The sequence below is a fragment of the Neobacillus sp. GCM10023253 genome, assembly GCF_042653105.1.
GTDB lineage: Bacteria > Bacillota > Bacilli > Bacillales > Cytobacillaceae > Neobacillus > Neobacillus citreus.
Genome location: NZ_JBHSHV010000001.1, coordinates 37,865 through 61,416, shown reverse-complemented (window position 1 = coordinate 61,416; position 23,552 = coordinate 37,865). Strand labels below are relative to the sequence as shown.

Here is a 23,552-nt window from a genome sequence, read left to right as displayed (position 1 = left end):
CATAAATTTTGCTCTTACGAGCAAAAATCCGACAAAAAGGCATCCGAATGGGATCATTCGAATGCCTTTTGTCTACAATCTGAGCCCTTTTCAATGAAAAGGGCTTTGTCATTTTTCAGCTAGTGAGGATGTTTTTGTTGTAGATTTTTGAAAAAGTGTACTTAAACTACCATTTAAATCCAACCCCTTACTTTAAACAGATTGACCTTGCATTCCAGGTAGTATGCCTGGGTCAACCATTTGCCCATCATTTACATCATTGTCATTTATAATTGTCAAATTTGATGTGTTCTGTTTAAAGAGCAAGAATCAACTTTCCTTTGTGGGGTTCCAGCAGCACTTTTATATGGCTTTGAAGCTTTCATCTAATACAATACCATCCAATAAGGATGGTTAAGGAAAATGGAGAAAATTTGGTTATGTAATAACATATTCACCTTCTTAATTTAATGAATCAGGGTTTTTACACATTTTTTAAAATTTAAAACACGACAATAGTCCAATACATATGAATAAGTGAGTTGCATTTATTACGAGGAGGATGTTTTTAATGTATGGAAATTTCTATTTAACCCAGCCCCTATGTTTAGGCAAAGAATAACTTTGGAACAAGCAAAAGAAATTGCACTTAGAAGGGTCACTTGACCCTCTCAGAATCATTCGGTATCAAAGATGGTTGTTTATTACAGTCATTACTTTAAGCGTTTATTATCTTCCTTTTTATCTCTCTTTATATCCTTGCTTGGTAAAACACCAAAAACTCCCTAACCGTATAAAAAAACTCTAATAGCATTTTAATACTGTTAGAGTTTTTTCTCATTTTAAAATATGCTATACCTTTTTGAACTGTACTCCTTTGTCAAAATAAGATTTAATTTGATATAAGGTTTGAATTTGACGATCTGTAAGGGGAAGACCAGCCTCAACATGCAAGATCTAGTTGCTGTTACGGCAGTCTTATCTAATAAGGGTATTTTAAACCATACTCGTTCAAATTTCGGTGGGAAATAACAACTGGTGATATCGGAGATGGGGGAATAAATGGAACGACAATTGGTTTATACCATGGATGGTAGTGATGCAACAATATGTAGTAAACCATTAATATCATCCTCTCATTCAAAGTTACAGTAAATTATGAGTGTTCATCTAAATATGATTGGATGGATGCCTAGTTTATTAAATTACCGATATTTATATAAAACGGGGTATACAACCAACTGTGCAGTAAAGTTCACATTAATGGATGCAACATGGGGTTTTATTTAAAAAAAGGAGCAAAGCAACAAAGAAGCGCCCATGTAGGGACACTTCTTTACATAAAAAAACATTTTTTTGATGAGATTTACCAACCTCCAAAACAGCTAAATAAACATCATGCCACCACACATCATGCCGCCCCACATCATGCCTCCGCAAGGCATACCGACAAATATTCGCGGGTCCTGACTCTGATGCCTCATAGGAATTAACTGACCAACCTGGAAATTACCCATCCCCAAAGTTTGAAGTTCATTGTAAAAATTGTGCATTTTTTCCTCCCCCGTTTACTTAATAATTAGGTTATACTGACACTTAACAAGAGATTTGAACGAAGAAGTTATGTCAGAAATGTGTATTTAAGAGATATTACGTGTACTCTCTTCAACAAACTATGCTTACTTTTAGGTGGCTGTTACTGTTTAAAAAGCCTATTTCATGGTAAAAGTATCATAAAATGTTGTGTCTGGAAGCAAAGATGGCGGCTAATTTTATTCAACTTGTTTTATTTCTTAACTAAGGACCATTATAGGGAAGATTTGATTTTGAATGAAGAACCTGTCAACCTTATTCTTGTTGGAAACTAAAGGTGGGCTTCTACCATTGTTTGTATCGGAGTAAGATTGTGAAGTATAATACTTAATCCTGGGTGCTTTAGTTCAAGAAGACATACTAAAAAAAAACGCTCTAAACGGTCTCTTTCTTTGGATAAAATCAACAGTATTCTTTCACAGTGCCTTTCATAAAAAAAAAGCGGCTTTCCTGCTAGGAAAACCGCCTTTTCATCATTCTTCTTTGATATCGCTGGTCTGGGGAGAACATATTAGTATACTATGAGTTTATTCCATTCTATTATTTTGGATTTATCACAATTTCTACTCGACGGTTTTTGGCTTTCCCTTCCTCTGAATCATTTGATGCAATCGGTATTGTTTCACCTGTATCCTGTTGTACTCATCTTTATATGGTTAATATTCCCACTTAGACACAAATAGGTTTCTACCGATTTTGCTCTTTTTTCCGATAACTTCATATTTTATTGGTCATCACCTAAAATCGAAAGTCACTCCCGTTAACTTCTCAGAAACATCCCATAATTTTTTCATGGTTTCCGGATTATATACACCTGATCGAGGGGTTTCAATCGCTGGGTTCCCTTTTCGGTTACCCCTTCCATCTGGACCTATGTATTCCCCTCCATTTAAGCTCGTTTCTGTTGCCGCATAGAGTGTCGGAAGGGCTCCCTTTTCAGCCGGCTGTAGAAATAGCTTCATTAAAGCCTTTACATATCCAGGAGCATCTTTATTCCCGATTTTGAACAGGTTTGTGGAGGAAATGCCTGGGTGGCAAGCTAAACTTTTTGTCGCCATTCCATATCGCTTTAATCGATGATCCAATTCTTTGGCAAACAACAAATTAGCGAGCTTGCTTTGCCCGTAAAATTTCATCGCTTTGTAGCCCTTGGAGCCGTCCAAGTTGTCAAAAAAGATACGTGCGCCTCTGTGGGCAATACTGCTCAGTGTCACGACACGAGAATGAGGCGTTTTCTTTAGTAATGGCAGCAATAATCCAGTTAAAGCAAAATGGCCTAAGTGGTTGGTGCCGAATTGCATTTCAAAGCCGTCTTTCGTTTTTTGGTATGGCGGAACCATTACCCCGGCGTTATTGATTAAAATATCCAATGTGTCAAAACGGCTGCGATAATTTTGTGCAAACTCCCTCACACTGCTTAAATCAGCCAAATTGAGGCCCATCACCAAAACCGAACCTTTCGGATTCCCACTTAGTATGGTTTCTTTGGCAATCGCCCCCTTTTGCTCGTTACGGACCGCCAGAATAACCTCAGCACCTTTTTGAACGAGAACCTTAGCGGCCTCCAAGCCAATCCCGCTATTTGCTCCGGTAATGACAATCCTTTTGCCTGTCAAGTCTTGTTCCAGCATATAGAAATACCTCCACAAATTTGTTTAAATTCATTATATCTAAATATGATGAAATACAATGTTATCAATCTATGTCAATTTATAAAGAATAAGCAACAAGGTGAGAGAACTAATTTCAGAATAAAAAAGTGCCTATCACGCCCCGGGCCGAATAATTCGGCGAAATGGGGGATGTGACAGGCATTCAAACTAACCGTATATTTTTTCTATTTCTTTTTATCTAAATATACATTACCTAGAATTCCAATTAAAATAATAGCTGCATTCATGAATACAGATGAAAGGGTACCCTGTTTTCGGCTTTTCCGCATGTTTAGTATTTTTATGGAAGCGGGAGCTTCCTGTTTTAGTTTATGTGTGACGTAAAAAAGGAGATTATCATACTTCTTTCTTTTTTCAGCGTTATTAAGAATTTCATATGCTTCTTTGACTCGTTTAAACTGTTCAGCGTTCCCTTTTTCTGTATCTGGGTGTACCTCTTTTACTTTTTTTCGATAAGCTTCTTTAATTTCAGTAAAGGTTGCATCATAGGGCACGTCTAAAATACGATAGTAATTTCTAAAGGATCCCATGTATTTTCCACCCTCTTTTGCTTACTTGCTTGCCCTTTTTAATCCTTCCAAAATAGTATTCTGTTTGTTTATGAAATATTCATGTTTTAAAACCGCTAAAATATCCATTTTCAAAATACAGGAGTTAACAGCGTACTTTAACTAAACCGCACCATATATAACATTCCGCAGCCTTGGGTGGTGAACTGCTTCAAAGTTCGGAACCATTTGCTGCATGTAAACAGCTGATAAATTTTCTTTCATATCGACCATTAGCCATGTACCGGCCCTGCCCATCCATCCAAATTCGCCTAACGAGCTATTGCTGCCCCCGGCGGCTGGATTGATCATCGTGCGAACACCAAGGCCATACCCATAACCTTTCAGAGCATCCCAATTATAATGCTGCAAAAGTTCTGGTGATAGATGGTTGGTAGACATGAGCTCAATGGTTTTCCGCCCTAAAATGCGAATACCATCCAGCTCTCCTCCATTCGCCAGCATATGCCCGAAGCGGCTATAATCCTCCAGCGTAGACAGAAGTCCCCCTCCTCCGCTTTCAATAAGAGTACCCGGCTGGTATCGCGAATCCATGCTGGTATTTTTGATTAACTGACCTTCTTCGCTGCGGTCATATAAGCTGCAAAGCCGGTGCTTCTTCTCCTCAGGAATCTTGAAAAATGTGTCCTTCATTCCAAGCGGCTTAAAGATTTCATCCTTTAAAAATTGACCAAAGGTTTTACCGGACAACACTTCAATCAGGGCGCCAAGAATATCATGGCTAAATCCATAATGCCAACGGGTCCCCGGATCAAATGCGAGTGGAATGGATGCAAGGGTTTTTGACAAGCTTCGTACATTCCAATCCTCGCGTTCAGCTTCTGTTTCTAACCTCTTGGCCACTTGGCGTTCCGTTTCAAACTGGTTTCCTGCGTATGTCAGACCGGAAGTCATCGTAAATAAGTCTTTAACGGTAATAGACCTTGTGGCAGGTACTATTTCAAGCTCATTATCTTTGCCAGTTTGATAGACTTGAGGATGTTTAAATTCTGGCAAATACTCTTCAAGCGGATCATTTAGCAAAAAGAGGCCGCGCTCATATAACATTAAAGCAGCCACGCAGGTAATCACTTTTGAGTTTGAATAAATTCGATAAATGGTGTCGGGTGCAATCGGCTTTTTCGTTTCCATGTCCTCATTGCCAACATAATCTTCAAACACAACTTCTCCATTATGCATGACTGATAAAGCACAGCCTGCAGGACCGTTTTCTACAAATCTTTTTAATAACGAGCTTAATCTATCTAAGTATTCCAACTGCTTCCTCTCCTTTTTTGTTAGATGACTGCTAATTAAAATTAGTAAAACAAGAAACATAAGAAGGCAAATAACACCCAGGGTGTTATTTGCCTTCTTTATGTTTCTGTTCAATACTCCTAGCACCTCTTGAACTCTATAATATCACCATACCGCCTGTCCTGAATGTTTGCTAACTCCATCCCTTAACCATTTCGCTGTCAATGTTTCTGCATGTAACATCTCTTCCGGTGTGCCTTCGAATATAATTTGTCCGCCTTGTTTTCCTCCTCCTGGACCCAATTCGATTACCCAGTCGCTCGCCGCTATAAAGTTTTGATTGTGTTCGATTATGATGACAGAATTTCCTCTGTTTACGAGCTTTTGAAATACGTCTAGGAGTTTTTCATTATCTTCCGTGTGTAGTCCTAAGGATGGCTCGTCTAATAAGTAGATTTGCCCTTCTTTTTGTAAGTGGCTTGCGAGTTTCAGACGTTGGATTTCTCCTCCGCTTAGGGAACTTGTCGTCTGTCCTAAGGTCAGATACCCTAATCCTACATCTTTTAGCGTTTGCACTCTTTTTATGATTTTTGGTATTTCAACATAATTAATAGCCTCGTCTATTGTTAAATCTAAAATCTCCACTATATTTTTATCTCGATATCGATATGATAGTGCCTCGTTTGAATATCTCGTTCCGGCGCACGCTTCGCAAGGGATTGTCACCGGATCTGCAAATGCTACTTCTGGAGTCAGGACTCCCTTTCCTTTGCAGATAGGACATGCTCCCGACGAGTTAAAGCTGAACAAACCTGCTGGCTGTCCGGTTTCTTTTGAAAATATGGTGCGAATATCGTCCATTATTCCCATATATGTAGCCAGGGTCGAACGGCTGGAGATTCCTATGCCGCCTTGTTCTACCATTATGGTTCCCGGATACTTTTCCGTGAAGGCTTCCAACATGAGGGAGCTTTTACCTGAACCAGATACTCCACTTATACAGACTAAAACATTTTTAGGAATATCTACGCTTATATTTTTTAAGTTATTATTACTTGCTCTTTTTATTGAAAAATAACTTTTTATATCCCTTGGATATTTATTTATTTTTAGCTTGTGGTTTAGGGCTGCGGCGGTGGGAGAGTTTTTTAGCCCTTCCAATTTTCCTTGATAGACAACTTCCCCTCCATTTACACCTGCTCCAGGACCCATCTCTATTATTTCATCCGCTACTTTTATGACTGATAGATTATGTTCGATTATGATGACAGTATTATGTTGGTCTTTTAGCCTTTTTAGCATTTGTATTAACATATCCACTTCTTCTGGATGAAGTCCCGCACTTGGTTCGTCGAAAATGTAGGTAATATTGTTGAGACTGCTCCCCAAATGACGGGCGATTTTTACCCTTTGGGCTTCGCCAGCGGACAGGGTGCCCATTTTTCTTGATAGGCTCAAATATCCTAGTCCCATGTCGACTAGTTGTTTTACATGCGGGATTGCTTGTCGGGCTATTGATTCTCCCATAGGATCTTTTATGTTCTTTAGTTCTTCCTGTATTTCTGGAAGCTCTAATTGATCGTATTCTGCGATATTTAGGCCATTTATTCTACATTTTAATACCTCTGGGTTTAGGCCTGAACCTTGGCAAGTCGGGCATAATGAATGTGTTGATACGGCTAAGACGTCATCTTGGGATACTTGTTTTAGTTTTGAGATGTCTCTATTGATATAGACGCGCGTAAATCTAGGCAATAACCCATCCCATTCTGCGTTATGAGGTCCATTTTTTGTATGAAACGGCGCATAGGCTCTTTCACCTTCTTGGGGACCATATAAAAACAGATGGAGATTCTCTTCTGAGTAGTCCTTTAATGGTTTATCCGGATCGAATAATCCGCAGGTCATCATCCAATGGCCTTGCCAGCCTGAAGGCGATAATGGCTTAAATTTCACGGCATAATCCCGTAGTGACTTATCGAAATCAATCATCTTCTTTAGGTCGGGCGCAATTACCTCCCCAAATCCGCCACATTCAGGACATCTGCCAAAGGAACTTTGGCTCGAAAAATCGTTGGCAGACCCTATTGGCGGATTTCCTATTCTCGAGAACAACAGTCTAATTAATGGATTTATATCCATATAGGTGCCTACTGTTGAGCGAGAATTGCCCCCTATTTGCCTTTGTTCTACTACGATAACCGGGCTTAAGTTTTGCATCAGATCGGCGTGGGGTCTTTCGTATCTTGGCATTTGATTTCTCACATAAAGAGGATAGTTCAACGTCATTTGTCTTCTGCTTTCCGTTGCTAATGTATCAAAGACGACTGAGCTCTTTCCTGAGCCTGAAAGACCGGTAAATACGATGATTTTTTCTTTTGGTATATTTAAATCTATATTTTTTAAATTATGTTCTTTAAGCCCTCTTAAAATGATTTCATCTTTCATTTCAGACATTTTGCCATCCTTTCTGATTTTATCTACCAGTATTACTTCATTTGAATAAGGCAAAACCCTATTAATAGAATTACTGTTTTTGCCTAAATCCCCTTCCATTCAATCCTCTAATGATACTCCCCTGTATACCCATTTTTTAGCAAAGTTATTTACTGCCATTGTAACAAAAATCAGCTCTGCCATGAGACATTATGGGATAAATTATTTACTTGTTTATAAAATGAAAAATCCAGTGTGATCAAAGGGTCTGCGTTTTGTAGACGTGCCTATTTTTACATCTTACAATATAGGGAAAATAAACACTGGGAGCTGGTAATATGGGAAAATACGTTTGGGATATGATTCATAATCGCCCATTGAAAATCAAAAATGGGTTGGTTCATGATGAAGTAGTCGGCGCGGAATTTCCATATGATGAAATGAAACATTTAGAAGATTTCATTCCTATTATGGAATCATCTTATGATTTATTCATGACGAATTTAGTTTTGTATCATGCTACTGAAAATCCAGCTTGTATAATGGACATAAACGAAGAATTGAGAAAATACGGACTATGAGGAACTGGTAGGAGTGGCGGATTTTAGACATATTTAATATTTCAGTAACTATGGGGACGGTTCTTATGCATCCATTTTTGTCTTTGGACAAAATGATGCAACAGAACCGTCCCCATGCATCTACTTAAGCCGCACCGTTATTGCAAGGCCATTTCGAGATCCTTCCAGATATCTTCTACATCTTCAATTCCGACCGAAAAACGAACGAGTCCATCATCGAGACCTGCTTTTTCTCTTTCTTCCTTAGGGATGATTGCATGTGTCATCGAAGCTGGATGTTGAATTAATGTACCTACATCCCCCAGGGAAACTGCTAAAGTGCTCAGTTTTACTGAATTCATAAGTTTAACACCAGCCTCGTATCCCCCATTCAAGACAAAAGAAATCATTGCTCCAGGACCTTTCATTTGTTTCTCCATGATTTTTTTATCTTCAAAACTAGCTAATCCTGGAAAGTAAACCTTCTCTATAGCCTTATGTTTTTCCAAGCGTTCCGCCAAAATTTGTGCATTTTCTTGTGAGCGATCCATGCGAATGTGTAATGTACGTATCCCTTGATAGAGAAGCCAGGCATCCATAGGGGACAAATTGGCTCCCATCGTCTTCTGCACTTCTTTTCGCATCGGCTCAATTATTTCCTTGCTAGAAATCACAAGTCCGCCAATAAGGTATCCATGACCCGACAAGTATTTTGTTGCACTGTGGACGACAATATCAATTCCACATTGAATAGGATTTTGTAAATAGGGGGACAAAAACGTATTATCAACAACAGTCAAGATTCCTTTTTGCTTAGCGACCGCCGCTACACTTTTCATATCCACTAAGAAAAGTGTAGGATTGGATGGGGTCTCAAAGTAGACCACTTTTGTTCGATCTGTAATGTGTGGTTCCAGCTCTTCCCCTGTCTTAAACGGTACAAATGTTACATCAATTCCAAACTTTTTTACCGTTTTGGATAGAAATGCGTGTGTCGCCCCATACAACGCTGTGTGTGCAACCACATGATCTCCCGCCTGCAAAACACCAAAAAGGCAGCCGGTAATGGCAGCCATTCCGGATGAAAAAGCCAAACAACCTTCACCAAATTCCAATTCTGCTACCTTCTCTTCCAGTTCTCTTACATTTGGATTACCCAGGCGTGAATACATAAATCCTGGATCTTCTCCTGCGAAACGTTGTGCTCCTACTTCTGCATTGTCAAAAACAAATGTTGAGGTCAAATAAACAGGGGCGATGTGTGAGCCATGCCCTGGATCTTTATTTACTTTTACCAGTTTTGATGAATAGTTCATGAAATGACGCCTCCTAATTTTAGTGAATCTGAAATGCTGCCGTTTTTATTTCTTCCTATTAGCAGTATATGCAGAAGTTATGCCAACTCTGTAAACCTTATAAAATCTACAGTTTTACTATTAAATTTCTTTATTTATTCTCATTTTCGCTAAGGTGGCATGCAAAACATAATTATTATCAAACTTGCCACATTAGCAATATTGATAATATTTTTTTCAAAATTGGGAGGGATATTACCTTATGTCCTAAAAAGGAAAACGAAGCAGGGGAACCTTCCCCTGCTTCAAAAATTACCCCTCTATATTAATGATTACTTCTTTTCCTCTTCTTTTCATCATGAACGGTATAATCAGCCATAGAACGGTGATGATGAGAAAAGCGAGTGAGATGGGGCGTGTGAAAAATACACTGTAGTCCCCATTGGAAATAGTTAACGCTCTTCGTAAATTATTTTCAACCATTGGCCCTAAAACGAGGCCGAGTACGAGCGGGGCAATCGGATAATCGTTTTTACTAAGAAAGTATCCAAAGATACCGCAGCCTAGTAAAAGCAAAAGATCGTAAGTAGAAACCTGCACGGCATACACCCCAAATATCGAGATGGCGATAATCATGGGGATTAAATACTTCTTCGGTGTTTCAATAATTTTCGCAAAAACTTTGACGAGCGGCAGGTTCAGGATCAGCAGCATCACATTTCCGATAAACATGCTGGCAATCAAACCCCATGCCACCTGTGGATGGTCTTCAAATAATAACGGACCCGGCTGCACATTATACATCATTAAGGCGCCCATTAAAATGGCCGTTGTCCCCGAACCGGGAATTCCTAGTGTTAACAACGGAATCATCGCGCCTCCAGATGCCGCGTTATTTGCCGATTCAGGGGCAGCAACTCCTGCGATTGTTCCTGTTCCGAATTTAGCAGGATTTTTCGAAATCTTCTTTTCAAGAATGTAAGAAAAAAAGGAAGCTAATGTTGCACCTGCACCTGGCAAAATTCCAACAAAGAAACCTAAGAGTGATCCACGGGCAATCGGTCCTGCCGATTCCTTAAACTCCTCTTTAGAGGGAAGTAGATTATCGATCTTGGCAATATCACCATCTTCCTCTTCTTTTTCTAAGATGGTCTTGAATACTTCCCCTAGTGCAAACAATCCAACCGCAATCGTTAAAAACTCAAGTCCTTGATAAAGCCATGGTACATCGAAGGTAAATCTAGCAATCCCTGACACACTGTCAATTCCGATTGTTCCAAGCAATAGCCCCAAGACCGTCATAATTAATGCTTTCGTTATCGAATTTCCCGCTAAACCACTTACTGCCCCGAGCCCTAAAAGCATGAGCGAAAAATATTCTGCCGGGCCAAATTTAAGGGCAACTGATGATAATGGCTGGGCTAAGGCAATCAACGCTATTAGTGTGATAATCCCTGCAACAAACGAGCCTATCGCCGCAATCGATAAAGCGCTCCCTGCCCTTCCCTTCTTGGCCATCTGATAGCCATCAAGCGTCGTGACAACAGAAGAGGATTCTCCTGGCGTGTTTAATAAAATCGAAGTAGTGGAACCACCATACATCGCTCCGTAATAGACTCCCGCTAACAAGATGATGGCGCTCGTTGCGGCCTGATCTGGCGGAAGCCCCCCTGTTACAGATGCTGTCACGGGGATCAGCAGCGCAACCCCGCTCATCGGTCCAATCCCTGGTAACACCCCTACTGCTGTACCGATTAACACCCCAACAAACGCAAAAAGCAAATTATACCAAATAAATGCTGTACTAAATCCCTGCATTAAATAATCGATTGTACTCAACTTTCGTCCTCCCTTCTCCTAGCTTTCTTAAAACCAAATCGGCCAGCCTGGCAGTGTTCCTTTTAACACTTCAACGAATAAGACATAAACAAAACCTGAAAAACAGGCGGAAATAATAATAGACTTTACTACATTTGTACGTTCCATCGTCTGAAAGCAAACAAATAGAAAAAGAAAGGTGGTAATCACATAGCCAATCGTTTCTAGCGTCAAAATATAAAGCAATGTTGCAACAAATATGATTAAAAACGGTTTATACTGCAGCTTTTCTTTTTTCTCATTTTGTCTTTGACCAATAAACGTTTCAAAAAACAAACGGATACTTAACAATACAAGGAGAATTCCAAGTATTAAAGGAAAAATATCAGGACCGACAACACTGCCATAAGAAGAGTTGGCGATATGCTTGCTCCCGATGATAAAGAGCACTCCCACTGTTAGAAATAACACAGAAGCAAAGCGGTCGAATTTGATGCTCATCTGTTAACCCCCTCTTTTGAAAATGGACAAAACTAAATCAACCTGCGACTGCAATCGCTTTCTAGAATTATCATCGAATTTTAAAAGCAAGAGAAGCTTTTAATCATAAAGAAAATAGTTTTTATTTTTTCCTATTATTTTCATATTTTTCACAGAAGAATACCAATTTCCGTGAAAAATATGAAAAAAAAGATAGTTTATGAGATTTATTCAATGAATGTTCATAAACTGTTCACAAATTATCGAGGATGGTAGGATTAACAATGAAAACGCTACCAACAAAAGGGGGAAGAGATATGATATCTTTAAAATGGAAAAAATGGGGAAGTGTATTGGTAAGCGGAGCATTAGCTCTCAGTTTGACAGCCTGCGGAGGGTCAGGGTCCTCTAAAGAAGCAAGCAGCGGTACAAAACAGAAAGACCCTGCTTATCCTGAAAAAGCAATTTCTATTAATGCACCATCAGGCGCAGGCGGCGGTCTTGATACCACAGCTCGTTCATTAACAAAAGTATTGGCTGAAACCGGAATGGTAAAACAGCCTATGACAGTTGAAAACAAACCTGGCGGCGGTCAAGCTGTCGGTCTTGCTGATTTTATCAGTCAGGATCCTAAAGACCCTTACCGCTTGTACCTGCCTTCTGTTCCATTACTTATTAATAACTTGCGGAAAGAAGCAAACAGCCCCTATTCTTATAAAGACTTAACACCTTTGGCACAGCTGACAAAAGATTATGGAGCCATTGTGGTTCCTGCCAATTCAAAATATAAAGATTTGAAAACCTTATTTGCTGATTTGAAGAAAAATCCGGAAAGTTTCACCTTGGCTGGCGGCTCTGCTCCAGGTTCACAAGATCACTTAGTAGCCATGCTTCCGGCAGTAAAAGCTGGTGTGGCAGCTACAAAAATTAAATATGTCTCCTATGACGGCGGCGGTGAGGCCATGATTGCCCTTCTTGGCGGAAATGCCGATTTCCTTGCCACCGACATTTCAGGTACTGGAGAATATTTAAAGGCTGGGAAAGTTCGAGTCCTTGGCGTATCTTCACCTGAAAGACTTAAAGGCGACTATGCAGATATTCCAACCTATAAGGAAGAAGGAATTAATGCAGAGTTTACCATCTGGCGCGGCCTGTTCGGACCAAAAGAAATGCCAAAATATGCAGTTGATTATTGGAATAAAACATTAACCGAAATGACCCAAAAGCCTGAGTGGAAAACCGTCCTAGAAACAAATGGCTGGGAAGACGGTTACAAAAACTCTGCAGATTTTAAGAAGTTTTTAGAAGAGCAGGAAGTATTGGTACAAGAAATTCTTGAATCCTTAAATATGCAAAAATAAGCACTAGCTAAACAAAACCGGATGTCAACCGACCATGGAAGTCGCTTACATCCGGTTTTTAACATTTCATTCCTATGCGGGCTTTCCTATCATTACCTCTTTCGATACCTACGCTCTGGCCTTCCAATCGTTCCGTAGATAATTTCTACTTCCATCTCATCATTCGCAACCAAATATTCCAGGTATCGTCTTACGGTGGAGTGACTCGCCCCAATCACTTTAGCTAACTCTTCAGCATTTATACTAGCTTTCGTTTCCTTCATACTCTGCCTGACTTTCTTTAACGTATGTTTATCAATTCCTTTCGGTAATTCTCTTACCTTTTCATCCTCTCCCTCCGGTTCTGTCTGGCTGTTCTTTCCAAAAAAGTTGTTCACATCATCTTGGTCGATGGTTTTTAAATTTAACAACGCCAATCTTGATTCTTTATATTGTTTAAGTGTTTCTAAAAACTTATCAATCATAATAGGTTTCATTAAATAGCTGAATGCTCCGCCTCTGATCGCCTCACTTAATGTATCCACATCATTCGCAGCGGTGATCAGGATTACATCAACACCACGCAGCTGTTTTCTAATTTCCCACAAAAGGTCCGTTCCTTTCATATCCGGGAGGAATACGTCTAATAAAATAAGATCCGGCGTAAAGACATTAATCAATTCCAGCGCCTGTTTTCCTGTACTAGTTGTGGCTACTACCTGAAATCCATCTACTTTTTGCGTAAATTTCTCATAAATTTTTGTCGCGGTTTCATCGTCTTCGATAATCATGACTTGAATCGGATGTTTCAACATGTCCGCCCCCCTTACACCATATCTTTCGGGATCACAATCGTAAATCTTGCGCCGCCAAAATCACTGGTAGATAAATAGATTTCTCCATTTAGCAAATCTATTATATTTTTCACTATTACCAATCCAAGACCGTGATTTTCCCCATCCTTTGTCGTAAAGCCGACAGAGAAAATCTTTTCTTGCCATTCGGCAGGAACACCACCACCGTTATCTTCAATATCGAAAATGATGTCACTTCCAAAATCGGTAAACGATACTTTTACATGTGCCCGTTCACCCTTGACCTTACTTGCAGCTTCCATGGCATTATCGATAATATTTCCAAGAACTGTCACGAACAATTTTGTGTTAAATGACGACGGAATCTGTACTAAATTACTCTCTTCATCAATTTCAAGTTGTACCTTTAATTCTTTTGATCTATTAATCTTACCAAGGAGACAGGCGGCAATAAATGGATCTTTCACAGAAGAAGTTAAGAAAACAACAATATCCTGACGCTCCTTCACTTCATCGGAGATCAGCTCCCTTGCTTCATCATACTGCTCTAGTGTAATCAGCCCATAAATCGTATTTAACTTATTTAAATATTCATGGTTTTGTGCACGAATATTATCTGAGATACTCTTAATTTGTGTGACCTCATTTGTTATTTCTTCAATTTCTGATACTGGCCTGATGGTTAATACCGCTCCGCTCGGCTGCTGTTTTAGTATAATGGGGGCGACATCTATCAAATAAAGCTGGTGGCCAAGCAGGAATTTTTGATTAATGAGACTTTGATTTGTTTGAATGACTGATTGAATCATGCTATTCAGCCGGCTATTCACAACTTTGCCGCCCAATTCAACCTGATCATCCTTTAATAAATCTCTTGCCCGCTTATTAATGGATGTTATTTCATTATGTTTATTGACTGCGACTGTTGCATCCCTAATCGACTCAATCGTTGCTTCCTTTTCTTTAAATAAAAATGAAATTTCCTCCGGTTCAAGGTTAAAAATTAGCTTTTTCACCTTTCTAGCAATAATAATAGCCCCTATTATGCCAATCATAAAAATAAAGATTGAAATTTGAAATAATTTAAGGCGGTACTCTCTCACTCTTCTCTCTGCTTCATCTGTTAAAAAGCCAACAGAGGAAACACCAATAATCACTCCATCTTTATTAACAATAGGGGTTTTTGCTTTGATTGCTCTTCCTGATATCCCAGTTCCTTCATATATAATGGAAGCACCCTCTTCAAACACTTGACGGTTGCTCGTCCCCATCGTTTTCCCGATATTTTCCGTTTTGTGGTGAGAATAACGAATATTTTGTGTATTGCCAATAACCACATATCCTGCGCCAGTTGATTTGCGAATCTCCTCAGCAATGGGCTGAATCGTTAAAGAAGGGTCTGCATCATCAAAGGCCTGAATAATTTTTTCCTTCTGAGCTGCCATCTTCGCCACCGTCATCGCTTGATTTCCAAGCGACTTTTTTGTCATATTTTCAATGATAGAAGAAAAGATAACGCTTTCAGATAGGACCATAATAAACACAACAAGTGAAATAAATCCAATTAATTGTGTAAGTAGTTTAGGCTGTTTAAACAACTTTCTCAAAATCTGCCTCGCTTTCAAAAAGAAGTCCTGCCATTACAGGAGTTGGGGTATTATACTTTCTTTTTTTTATATGCTCCATTATACGATAAAAATAGACATATTTCCTCCATAAATTCATGTTCATGCGGTAGCCACTACTAAGGGCGTAAACAATAAAATAGTCCCGGCCTATCCATGAAGGCCGGGACTTGATTCCTTATTTTAAGTACCAGTTAAGTGCATTTTTGTATAAAACTTTTTCGGCCTGTTCTTCGTCTAGATTATGAATAATCAAATCAACATCAGCAAGCTCGAAAGGACGCTTGGCTCTGGTTGATGGTAAATCAGTTCCAAACATCAGGGCATCTGGATTTAAAGAATAAATACTTTTGATAGCACCGATTGGGTCTAAATCAATTCTTCCAAAACCAGTTGCTTTTACCTTAACGCCTTTATCGACCAATGAAAGAAGATGATGAAATCCATCCTTGGATAAGCCAAGATGGTCCACTGAAACAGCGGGGAGTTTTTCAATAATGGCTGCTACTTCTGGCAATTGAGTGGAGCTTATATAGATTTCTGTGTGCCAATTTACCAATTCATAAACTCTTCTCGAAAAATAGTCCAAACGTGAAATATCTTCGGAACCTCCACGATTAACATTAAATCGAAGTGCTTTTACCCCTAATTGGTTCAGTCTAATGATTTCTTCATCAGAGGTGTCATAAGGAAGCTGGGTAACTCCAACAAAGTTTTCACCAAGTGTTTTAATGGCATCGATCAAATAGGACTGGTCAAAGCCTTGAAATGAACCCGAAACGATCGCTCCTCCAACCACACTCAACTGATTGACACTCTTTCGATAATCATCGCAGGAAAAATAGTTTGGAAGATATCCTTGGTTTGGTATTAATGGAAACCTTTCGTCAATGATATGTAGGTGAGAATCAAAAATTTTCATTTATACCTCCGGCAGAATAGAGTTTATTTAAGGGTACTCTATTTTCAGAATTAATTAAATTCAATGTTTTTTATATAATTCAATAAGAAAAACTTATCAACCTATTATGCTCTGGTCACAAAGTGCGAGCTAGAGCAGGATAACGGCACGGCTAAATATGAAATCGCGATCATCAAGCAAAATGAAGAATTTGAAGTGGATGTAAATGCAGCAACCGGTAAAGCTTTAAAATTTGAACATGAAATACTGGATAAAGAGGATGATGACGATGGCGCTACACCCCTCAAGGCTTTTCAGCAACTATTTCATTAGAAAGCGCCAAGAAAACAGCACTGGATGCAATCAAAGGCTCCATTACGAAAGTAGAATTGGATGATGAGGAAGGGCAGCTAGTCGGTTCACCAACTTATATTGGATGTTTTCTAAGTATTGTTTGATTTCTTCGATGTCAGAGCGCTCGAGTTCGATATTAACTAGACTTTTCTATTTACTACTTGAGGAGGTTGTTCAAACCATTTTTCTTTTATAGCTAAAAGTAGACCTTGACCATAATACTTCTTCAATATCCTCACATATTTTGTCCAATTTAGAAACAATATCCGTTCTAAAATGTTGATAGTATGAAGTTGATATATAACCATTATCCTAAATCAACAATTTTTGTCTTTGGACAAAAATGATGCAACAGAACCGTCCCCATGCACCTATTCGTTCTTCATCCCTGATACTCCTCTTTACAAATGTGTACATTAAAAATTCCTAATATTAGAGTTGTTGAAACTAGTTATCCGTCATATGAAAGCTTCATTATTTCCTTCTCACTTTCATTAATTGGTTTAATAGAAAACATCATATAAAACTGAAGAATGTTATGCTGCTTGTCGATAGAGATATTTAATAGAGTACAAGGTGTGGTTTTGTTAGTAAGGAATATATGTCTAAGACTAGCAGGTGTTTTTTGGGGGGAAAATAAATACATAAGATTGGCTGTAATGGCTATTTTGAATAGCTATAGAGATCGGCAGCGAAATGGAGTAATTCAGTAACAGTCTTCAAAAATTAACCAAAAAACACTCTTACACTTCCCTCTTTTTGAGCTGTTGCTAAACAGTTTAGTATAAAATTCAGGATTTGTTTTTGATCCCAATTTAAAGAATCATTATCTGATAGGGAATCACTTTTATCAAATAAATGATTGTAGGAATTCAAGGCCATTTCAATTTGTTGTATTGAGTACGTAGAACTGTCACCTGATCCACTAACTCCTGCATTGTAATCATTTGCATCAAAAAAACTGTACAGTAAGATAGCATTATAATTCCCCATGCTAAACCGCGCATAAGCAATTTCTTCTCCTGCTTTATTGTATCCTGAAATATCGTGACCCATTTTATAATCCTCCTTCAAAAATAAATTTGTAAACCAGAAATGATATACTGCGCCTTAGGAAGTTGAAAAATGATAATAAATAAACTACATGTCTTATCACTCCTTTCACGTTTGTTTATATATTCAGAACCTTTTGTTTAAACATTACGCAAGGAAAAAGGATACTACGGTAGAAAAATGTGGAGATTCAATTAAGAGGGTGTTCGGAAACGTTTGAATAATTCATGAGGTGTTACATTCTTAAGGATTCCATGATACCGTGGTTTTGATGGGGAAATTATGAAGGACAGAAGCGGAATTATTTATTTTTATTTGTCTTGTTTCCATCTTGCTACATTCCTACGAAAAAATAATATCACATTACATTTCAAATAAAATTAGTCTTTTCTAAATCTTTTCTACATTTATGTGAACATCTTCTTCAGAAGACCATTTGTACCTTAAAAGCAAAAACGGGGTCAGCCCCCCAATCATTTAAAGCTTAACTTATATATATCAAACAATAAAAAAACCTCCACACCAAACTAGTAAAGGGTTCCGTTTTGAGGTACTTTTCTTAAAATAGTGCCAAAATGACAAGCGGCGTATTGGCAAAAAAGTAAAACTCGCCATTAGAATTGGCGAGTTTCTTTATTAGTAATACAATAACCTTATTTATATAAAACCTCACTTATTTGTGATACGATTCACCGTTAACTTGGAAAAACTCACTCCCTATTAAATATGATGCCTTGTCCTTAATCGAGTAACCAGCAAAAGTAAAATAAGCGAATGTTTTACGGTTAAATATAGAAAAGAGCTCGTTTTGCGGTAAATAAGGGAAGATTTTTCGATTATGCAAGNTCCCCCATTTTTGCATTTTTAAAGTCAATAAGCGAAAATTCTCCGTCTATTTAGGCCTTTTTTAATAGCAATCACTAAATAAGCGAAATTTTTCCGTCTATTTTTCAGCTTGGGTGTTTAACCTGATCCCCCAACCGATAAGTGCGGACCCACCTCTCGATCCTAGACGCGGGAATCAGAATACCAGCAACATTATTTTGAACCGTCCCTATGCAATTGTTTAAATTGAAGCACGAGAACCGTCCCCATGCTTCAATTCTTGAGAATTTCTTACCACTTTCCCGCCAGGTCCTTCATATTCCCGGCCCCATCCCGTTAATACAGAGGACAATAGAACCAAGAACAGGACCATACAGTAGATCATGCCGCTGCTGACCTGTGTTAGTGATAGCGGTGCAACAAAATCATACCCTTTCGAAAGCAACGCACCGATGAATACAAACACACTTAAAAATGGGATGACTAGAACAATCGCATTCGCAAAACCATCCAGCAGGTAAGCACGACGGTATGGATGCAAACCAACACGTTTGCCAATCTCATTCTGTACCTTTCCAAATGTCGTCATCGATGCACTGGTGACGCCACCGAAGATCAAAGTGGTAAACGAAATGCCTAACATCATGGCGATCTCAGCCCCGCGGACTGTCCTGCCCATTTTGCTGTTAAGGATGCCGTTTGTGACTTTTTCAAGTACTCCTGCACCATTGAGCACACCCATGATACCGTAAACTGAAATAACCAAAGTGACGGTTGCCATCATGCTGCTGATCCCGCCCGTTAGGAATCCTTTCGGAGCCCCATCCTTAACTGAGATCACATTGTCGAAAGTTAACAGATTAAACGCCAGACCTGTTATCGTCCCTAAAATGATACCTATTGTAATAGCTATATAGATATTGCGAGTTTTGATGGCTGCAATTAACATGACGGCTACCGGAACCAGCATGACCAGTGTGGTAGGATTCATGCTTTTCGTAAGAATTTCCGAAGCGCCATCACCTACCGTGCCACCTCCGCCGAAGATCCAGAACAGAACAAAAGAGATAGAACCTGCGACCAAGGAATACTTCAGCCGGCTGGCAACACAGCCCCCCACATCAGCAAACCCTTCCTTTTTTGTGTATGCTTGAGTTCCTGCAGAGATGATCGTGGTATCTGATATTGGCGCTAAGTTATCACCAAAAATAGAAGCACTGACGATAGCGCCCGCAAGAACAGCAGGGTCACATCCCAACAATACTCCTGCCGGATAGAAAATTGGGAAGCAAGTAAACATGGTCCCAATGGATGACCCTGTAGCAGTAGAAATGACACAAACTGCTAGGAATGTGAACGCCGTGAATAGTCCCCCATCCACGCCCAGCAAGTCGGCAAGCCATACGAAACCTGATGAAATGTTCGTGCTTTTGATCAACTCCGAGAACATCCCAATGACGAACAGCAAAATGGCAATCGGAACGGCTTCCTTTACGCCGTCATAGACCGAATCCCAGAAGCGATCGTAGTGACCCTTTTTTACAAAAAGGGCACCGACCATCAGTGCGACGAAAGCACCCATTGCGAGAGCATACATTTCAAACGCTTTAAAGACGATAAAATACAATACGCAAAAAAACAGAAAGATCGCGACTGGAATAAACGCAGTACCCCATCCACCTCTAAATTCAAGTCTCTGATTCATATCTAAACTCCCTCTCCTCTACTAAACTCTCTATTCTAGACTAAACATACACTCTCGCTTACTCTTCATTTAAATTCATCTTCATAATATTGCGATACTTTGAACCAACCGTACGCTCTAACTCAAATGGTTCGCCCTCCAAGATTGGATAGTGGCCTAAGAATTGTTTGATTTCATCGATATCGGATTGATCGAGTTCGAACGTAAATATTTGCGCATTGGACTCAACATGCCGGCTATTTCTAACTCCAATAATAGATGCCCCGACGCCTTGTCGGCTTAATATATATTTTGTAGCAATTTGAGAAGCCTTGACTGAATACTTTTTAGCGATTCTTTGCAGCATTAACAATAATTCCTGATAGTCATCCCAACCCAAGGTATCCTCAATCACCTGAAAATATTTAACATGTGAGCGTGTTTCCGGTTGAATCGATGGTTGGCCAATCCATTTTTCCGCTAGCAAACCTCCTGACAATGTACCGTAGCATAGCAGGGAAATTCCGTTGCTTTTACAATAATCGAGTAATTTTTTTTCTGGACGTCGATCAAAAACCGAGTATTGATTTTGGCAAGACACAATCGGTATACCGGCATCAACGAGCTCGCTCAAATGCTTCGTGTCAAAGTTGGTAACGGCGATATTACGGATCTTTCCTTTTTCTTTAAGTTTCAACAGATCTCCCGCTGTCTCAATATAGCCAGGCACATCATAATCCCACCAATGAAACTGCACCAGATCCAAGACTTCTCGTTTTTGACGTTGGAGGCTTCTGTCAATTATCTTTTCTGTGTAGTTGTAATCCACCTCACGAAGCAAATTGATATCCGGTACATACTTAGTATGGATTTGAATATCATGCGGTGAAAGGGTGCTCCCAGATTTTAGTTCCGTTAAAAATTCACCGAGGAATTCTTCCGTACCCGTATAGATATCTGCACAATCAAATGTCGTAAATCCTCTTTCCGCAAGCATATGGAAGGCCTTCATAGCATCTTGCATATCTAACTTTGTTTCTAAGCTATGGCCTTCCGACAGCTGCCAGCAACCGTTGATCACTCTGCTGATTGTATAATCTTTTGCTAATTCAAATCGTTCTGCTGCCATTATGGTTGATCTCCTTTATGTATAGGTTCTATTGTGCATTCAGCATGACTAAATTCTTTCGTTCCGGTGCGGGTTATTCTGAATCTGGCACCACAGTTTGGATCTGGGCAGGCAATTAGACTGTCAGACAACATCCAGTCATTCGCGTGCAATGGCCGCTGCTTTGCCGGCAGTAATGGCAAAATCGCGCTTAAAGCATACATGGAAAATGAATTCGTTTCCGGGAAGATCAGGTCCTCCCCAATCACTAAGAAATAGTCCCCTTCCTTATGCCCGCATACCATTGGTTGATCGGTAGCGACAACCTCTACTTTTAAGTTATATAGCGTAAATTTATCTTCCATTGGCACCTACTCCTTTCAACACTTGCAGCTGATTAAGGTTATAAAAAAATAAAAAACACCTGTCCTCAAATAATAATTCAAGGACAAGTGTTTATAACCTGCGGTACCACCTTGTTTGATATGTATCCTACATATCCGCTCTGTAGAGTGCTCTCACACCCTTAGCCCTGTAACGCTGGCTCTCGCGTCTTAGCTACTAAAAAAATTCGTTCACTTCGCCCTCGGAGGCCCACTTGCTGTGACTGCATCTGTCCGGCTTACACCATCCCGGATTCGCTATGAGACCGTTTAACAGTTTAACTCCCTCGTCTTCGGTTTATAGAAATGTTAGCATCCTAGTTTTAAATTGTCAATAATAGTTTTAATTTTTAGATAACTATATCAAAAAGCTAGTTAAAGAAGATGATAAAAATCTAACTGTTAACGATATTAAAGTTTGGTGTATAAATGAGGCCAAATCTTTACCGCCATTCATGTGAATGGTTAAAGCAAACGGATCTGTTTTTAAATTAATAGCTGCATTAAAAAGGCGTAATTCTTGCTCCAGAATTGCGCCCTGTCGTTGAAGATTCCCTTTGTACATTCAAGTTATGCCTGTTTAGCTAAAGCAATCTATTAACTAGACTTTTCTATTTACTACTTGAGGAGGTTGTTCAAACCATTTTTCTTTTATAGCTAAAAGTAGACCTTGGCCATAATACTTCTTCATATCCTCAGATATTTTGTCCAATTTAGAAACAATATCTGTTCTTAAGCTGGAAGTCATAGCCTGACTTATCATAGCAAAACAGAAAATTCCCAGACATGTATTCGTAAAAAACAACATTAACTTATCGGAAAATGGAGACATCTCTACATCGGAAATTTTGTAGTCCCCTGATGCTGATATAGGAATATTTTCTTTTTCAAGAATTTCTTGAAGTGAATCTAACACTTTTTGAAGTCCATCTCTGCCTTTACTAAAATGTTGTTTTAGGTCCTTTGTTTGCGCTAATTTACTAAACGTGACAAATACCATTTTTGAAAACTGTGCTCGATGAACAATTCTGGATAGATTCGCAATTTCAGGAGCATTTAAAGGTCTAGATCCACCAAAAAACCCATTCAGATATAGCATGGAATCAGCTATTTCTACCTCGTTATCGATCGCTACTTGCGGAGGACTCAAATATACTCCTTGTGATAACATCAAATCTAAAAGTTCATTCTGGATTTTTACAAAAAAGGCAATGTTTTTTTGAAAATGTTCTCGGACATCGTTTCTAGTGCAATCTGATAATGCAATTGGATATGTACTCATCGCTAGGTATGTAAGATCAAAACAAAAATATAAAATAAATGTATCGGAAAATACCTTGGGTACACCAACCCTTACGTCTTCATCCGTAAAACCAAGAGGAATAGTGAGATTATCTTTGATAAAAATCTCCTTGAGTTCATTTATACTATTTTCAGTTTGATTTAACATTTTTTCGATGACTTGTTTTGTTTCGTTACTTTCAATACTTGCATAAAAATATTCAAAAAATCTAAGTTCCATATTGCTCTTTAAATAGGATGACCAAAGGTTAGATACCTCGCTTGAGGTTAATTCTGCAAGAGGCATATGGTTTTTTGTATCACTCATTTTATTCACTCCTTTCCAATTAGTTTTTCCAATCTATCACTTAATATTATTCTCCTCGTACCCCTTTTTTATAGATGGGAATCGAAGCAGGAAAGGGCGGAGTTACAACGATAAGGAAATTACAATAATAAAAAAGACCAATTTCTCAGTAGCAATTGAGAAATTGGCCTTTTTTCGTTATCCTGAAATGCGCCCGGTTACAGAAGAACAATAATA

Annotated in this window: 20 protein-coding genes; 4 read left to right on the top strand and 16 right to left on the bottom strand. The window is 39.0% G+C overall.

Annotated features, from left to right (window positions below; all coding sequences use genetic code 11):
* Positions 1-1,364: 1,364 nt before the first annotated feature.
* The 5 genes from ACFPA1_RS00335 to ACFPA1_RS00315 form a co-directional block, all read right to left on the bottom strand.
* Positions 1,365-1,532 carry a heterocycloanthracin/sonorensin family bacteriocin gene (locus ACFPA1_RS00335; RefSeq protein WP_378580769.1) on the bottom strand — a complete coding sequence of 56 codons (168 nt, stop codon included), beginning with the start codon at positions 1,530-1,532 and terminating at the stop codon, positions 1,365-1,367.
* Positions 1,533-2,306: 774 nt separating this feature from the next.
* The gene (locus ACFPA1_RS00330) at positions 2,307-3,203 is read right to left on the bottom strand and encodes an oxidoreductase (protein WP_378580767.1); all 897 of its coding nucleotides are present in this window, start codon (positions 3,201-3,203) and stop codon (positions 2,307-2,309) included.
* 206 nt (positions 3,204-3,409) lie between these two features.
* Positions 3,410-3,775 (bottom strand): J domain-containing protein, encoded by a 366-nt coding sequence (locus ACFPA1_RS00325; RefSeq protein WP_378580765.1) that lies wholly within the window; start codon positions 3,773-3,775, stop codon positions 3,410-3,412.
* Positions 3,776-3,916: 141 nt separating this feature from the next.
* The gene (locus tag ACFPA1_RS00320) at positions 3,917-5,071 is read right to left on the bottom strand and encodes a serine hydrolase domain-containing protein (RefSeq protein ID WP_378580764.1); all 1,155 of its coding nucleotides are present in this window, start codon (positions 5,069-5,071) and stop codon (positions 3,917-3,919) included.
* A 144-nt stretch (positions 5,072-5,215) separates the two neighbouring features.
* Entirely contained in the window at positions 5,216-7,507 is a 2,292-nt protein-coding gene (locus ACFPA1_RS00315) for an ATP-binding cassette domain-containing protein (protein ID WP_378580763.1), read from the bottom strand.
* A gap of 317 nt (positions 7,508-7,824) precedes the next feature.
* Between ACFPA1_RS00315 and ACFPA1_RS00310 the strand changes: the two genes are divergently transcribed.
* Positions 7,825-8,067 carry a hypothetical protein gene (locus tag ACFPA1_RS00310; protein ID WP_378580762.1) on the top strand — a complete coding sequence of 81 codons (243 nt, stop codon included), beginning with the start codon at positions 7,825-7,827 and terminating at the stop codon, positions 8,065-8,067.
* 137 nt (positions 8,068-8,204) lie between these two features.
* Here the strand turns inward: ACFPA1_RS00310 and ACFPA1_RS00305 are convergent, their stop codons facing one another.
* From ACFPA1_RS00305 to ACFPA1_RS00295, 3 genes are all read right to left on the bottom strand, one after another.
* Positions 8,205-9,362 (bottom strand): trans-sulfuration enzyme family protein, encoded by a 1,158-nt coding sequence (locus tag ACFPA1_RS00305; RefSeq protein WP_378580761.1) that lies wholly within the window; start codon positions 9,360-9,362, stop codon positions 8,205-8,207.
* 291 nt (positions 9,363-9,653) lie between these two features.
* On the bottom strand, positions 9,654-11,159 hold the full coding sequence (locus tag ACFPA1_RS00300) for a tripartite tricarboxylate transporter permease (RefSeq protein WP_378580781.1): 1,506 nt from the start codon (positions 11,157-11,159) through the stop codon (positions 9,654-9,656).
* A 48-nt stretch (positions 11,160-11,207) separates the two neighbouring features.
* The gene (locus ACFPA1_RS00295; protein ID WP_378580760.1) at positions 11,208-11,660 is read right to left on the bottom strand and encodes a tripartite tricarboxylate transporter TctB family protein; all 453 of its coding nucleotides are present in this window, start codon (positions 11,658-11,660) and stop codon (positions 11,208-11,210) included.
* A gap of 296 nt (positions 11,661-11,956) precedes the next feature.
* On the opposite strand from ACFPA1_RS00295, the gene ACFPA1_RS00290 reads away from it, so the two are divergent.
* Positions 11,957-13,000, top strand: coding sequence for a tripartite tricarboxylate transporter substrate binding protein (locus ACFPA1_RS00290; protein ID WP_378580759.1), 1,044 nt, complete (start codon positions 11,957-11,959; stop codon positions 12,998-13,000).
* 92 nt (positions 13,001-13,092) lie between these two features.
* Here ACFPA1_RS00290 and ACFPA1_RS00285 read toward each other — a convergent pair whose 3' ends face one another.
* The 3 genes from ACFPA1_RS00285 to ACFPA1_RS00275 all read right to left on the bottom strand — a co-directional run bounded on the left by ACFPA1_RS00285 (position 13,093) and on the right by ACFPA1_RS00275 (position 16,341).
* The gene (locus tag ACFPA1_RS00285; protein ID WP_378580758.1) at positions 13,093-13,794 is read right to left on the bottom strand and encodes a response regulator; all 702 of its coding nucleotides are present in this window, start codon (positions 13,792-13,794) and stop codon (positions 13,093-13,095) included.
* Between the two features lie 11 nt (positions 13,795-13,805).
* Positions 13,806-15,401: an ATP-binding protein gene (locus tag ACFPA1_RS00280; protein WP_378580757.1), complete on the bottom strand. Its 1,596-nt coding sequence runs from the start codon at positions 15,399-15,401 to the stop codon at positions 13,806-13,808.
* 196 nt (positions 15,402-15,597) lie between these two features.
* Positions 15,598-16,341, bottom strand: coding sequence for an amidohydrolase family protein (locus ACFPA1_RS00275; protein ID WP_378580756.1), 744 nt, complete (start codon positions 16,339-16,341; stop codon positions 15,598-15,600).
* A 111-nt stretch (positions 16,342-16,452) separates the two neighbouring features.
* Here ACFPA1_RS00275 and ACFPA1_RS00270 point away from each other — a divergent pair, with 111 nt between their 5' ends.
* Both ACFPA1_RS00270 and ACFPA1_RS00265 read left to right on the top strand, forming a co-directional pair.
* On the top strand, positions 16,453-16,653 hold the full coding sequence (locus tag ACFPA1_RS00270) for a PepSY domain-containing protein (RefSeq protein ID WP_378580779.1): 201 nt from the start codon (positions 16,453-16,455) through the stop codon (positions 16,651-16,653).
* Positions 16,644-16,778: a PepSY domain-containing protein gene (locus ACFPA1_RS00265; protein ID WP_378580777.1), complete on the top strand. Its 135-nt coding sequence runs from the start codon at positions 16,644-16,646 to the stop codon at positions 16,776-16,778. Before ACFPA1_RS00270 ends, ACFPA1_RS00265 begins: the two co-directional genes overlap by 10 nt.
* Before the next feature lie 622 nt (positions 16,779-17,400).
* Here the strand turns inward: ACFPA1_RS00265 and ACFPA1_RS00260 are convergent.
* From ACFPA1_RS00260 to ACFPA1_RS00240, 5 genes are all read right to left on the bottom strand, one after another.
* Positions 17,401-17,730 carry a hypothetical protein gene (locus ACFPA1_RS00260; RefSeq protein WP_378580755.1) on the bottom strand — a complete coding sequence of 110 codons (330 nt, stop codon included), beginning with the start codon at positions 17,728-17,730 and terminating at the stop codon, positions 17,401-17,403.
* A gap of 1,063 nt (positions 17,731-18,793) precedes the next feature.
* The gene (locus ACFPA1_RS00255) at positions 18,794-20,257 is read right to left on the bottom strand and encodes a Na+/H+ antiporter NhaC family protein (protein ID WP_378580753.1); all 1,464 of its coding nucleotides are present in this window, start codon (positions 20,255-20,257) and stop codon (positions 18,794-18,796) included.
* Positions 20,258-20,315: 58 nt separating this feature from the next.
* On the bottom strand, positions 20,316-21,365 hold the full coding sequence (locus ACFPA1_RS00250; protein ID WP_378580750.1) for an aldo/keto reductase: 1,050 nt from the start codon (positions 21,363-21,365) through the stop codon (positions 20,316-20,318).
* Positions 21,365-21,709, bottom strand: a complete 345-nt coding sequence (locus ACFPA1_RS00245; RefSeq protein WP_378580747.1) for a TIGR04076 family protein — start codon at positions 21,707-21,709, stop codon at positions 21,365-21,367. The genes ACFPA1_RS00250 and ACFPA1_RS00245 overlap by 1 nt, the downstream gene beginning before the upstream one ends.
* Before the next feature lie 619 nt (positions 21,710-22,328).
* Complete coding sequence (locus tag ACFPA1_RS00240) at positions 22,329-23,336, bottom strand: DUF3231 family protein (protein WP_378580744.1); 1,008 nt, start codon at positions 23,334-23,336, stop codon at positions 22,329-22,331.
* Between the last annotated feature and the right edge of the window lie 216 nt (positions 23,337-23,552).

What these genes read in the sequence shown, in the direction of transcription:
- ACFPA1_RS00335 (WP_378580769.1), bottom strand. Translation starts at nt 1,532, where the DNA reads ATGCACAATTTTTACAATGAACTTCAAACTTTGGGGATGGGTAATTTC.
- ACFPA1_RS00330 (WP_378580767.1), bottom strand. Translation starts at nt 3,203, where the DNA reads ATGCTGGAACAAGACTTGACAGGCAAAAGGATTGTCATTACCGGAGCA.
- ACFPA1_RS00325 (WP_378580765.1), bottom strand. Translation starts at nt 3,775, where the DNA reads ATGGGATCCTTTAGAAATTACTATCGTATTTTAGACGTGCCCTATGAT.
- ACFPA1_RS00315 (WP_378580763.1), bottom strand. Translation starts at nt 7,507, where the DNA reads ATGTCTGAAATGAAAGATGAAATCATTTTAAGAGGGCTTAAAGAACAT.
- ACFPA1_RS00310 (WP_378580762.1), top strand. Translation starts at nt 7,825, where the DNA reads ATGGGAAAATACGTTTGGGATATGATTCATAATCGCCCATTGAAAATC.
- ACFPA1_RS00305 (WP_378580761.1), bottom strand. Translation starts at nt 9,362, where the DNA reads ATGAACTATTCATCAAAACTGGTAAAAGTAAATAAAGATCCAGGGCAT.
- ACFPA1_RS00300 (WP_378580781.1), bottom strand. Translation starts at nt 11,159, where the DNA reads ATGCAGGGATTTAGTACAGCATTTATTTGGTATAATTTGCTTTTTGCG.
- ACFPA1_RS00295 (WP_378580760.1), bottom strand. Translation starts at nt 11,660, where the DNA reads ATGAGCATCAAATTCGACCGCTTTGCTTCTGTGTTATTTCTAACAGTG.
- ACFPA1_RS00290 (WP_378580759.1), top strand. Translation starts at nt 11,957, where the DNA reads ATGATATCTTTAAAATGGAAAAAATGGGGAAGTGTATTGGTAAGCGGA.
- ACFPA1_RS00285 (WP_378580758.1), bottom strand. Translation starts at nt 13,794, where the DNA reads ATGTTGAAACATCCGATTCAAGTCATGATTATCGAAGACGATGAAACC.
- ACFPA1_RS00275 (WP_378580756.1), bottom strand. Translation starts at nt 16,341, where the DNA reads ATGAAAATTTTTGATTCTCACCTACATATCATTGACGAAAGGTTTCCA.
- ACFPA1_RS00260 (WP_378580755.1), bottom strand. Translation starts at nt 17,730, where the DNA reads ATGGGTCACGATATTTCAGGATACAATAAAGCAGGAGAAGAAATTGCT.
- ACFPA1_RS00255 (WP_378580753.1), bottom strand. Translation starts at nt 20,257, where the DNA reads ATGAATCAGAGACTTGAATTTAGAGGTGGATGGGGTACTGCGTTTATT.
- ACFPA1_RS00250 (WP_378580750.1), bottom strand. Translation starts at nt 21,365, where the DNA reads ATGGCAGCAGAACGATTTGAATTAGCAAAAGATTATACAATCAGCAGA.
- ACFPA1_RS00245 (WP_378580747.1), bottom strand. Translation starts at nt 21,709, where the DNA reads ATGGAAGATAAATTTACGCTATATAACTTAAAAGTAGAGGTTGTCGCT.
- ACFPA1_RS00240 (WP_378580744.1), bottom strand. Translation starts at nt 23,336, where the DNA reads ATGAGTGATACAAAAAACCATATGCCTCTTGCAGAATTAACCTCAAGC.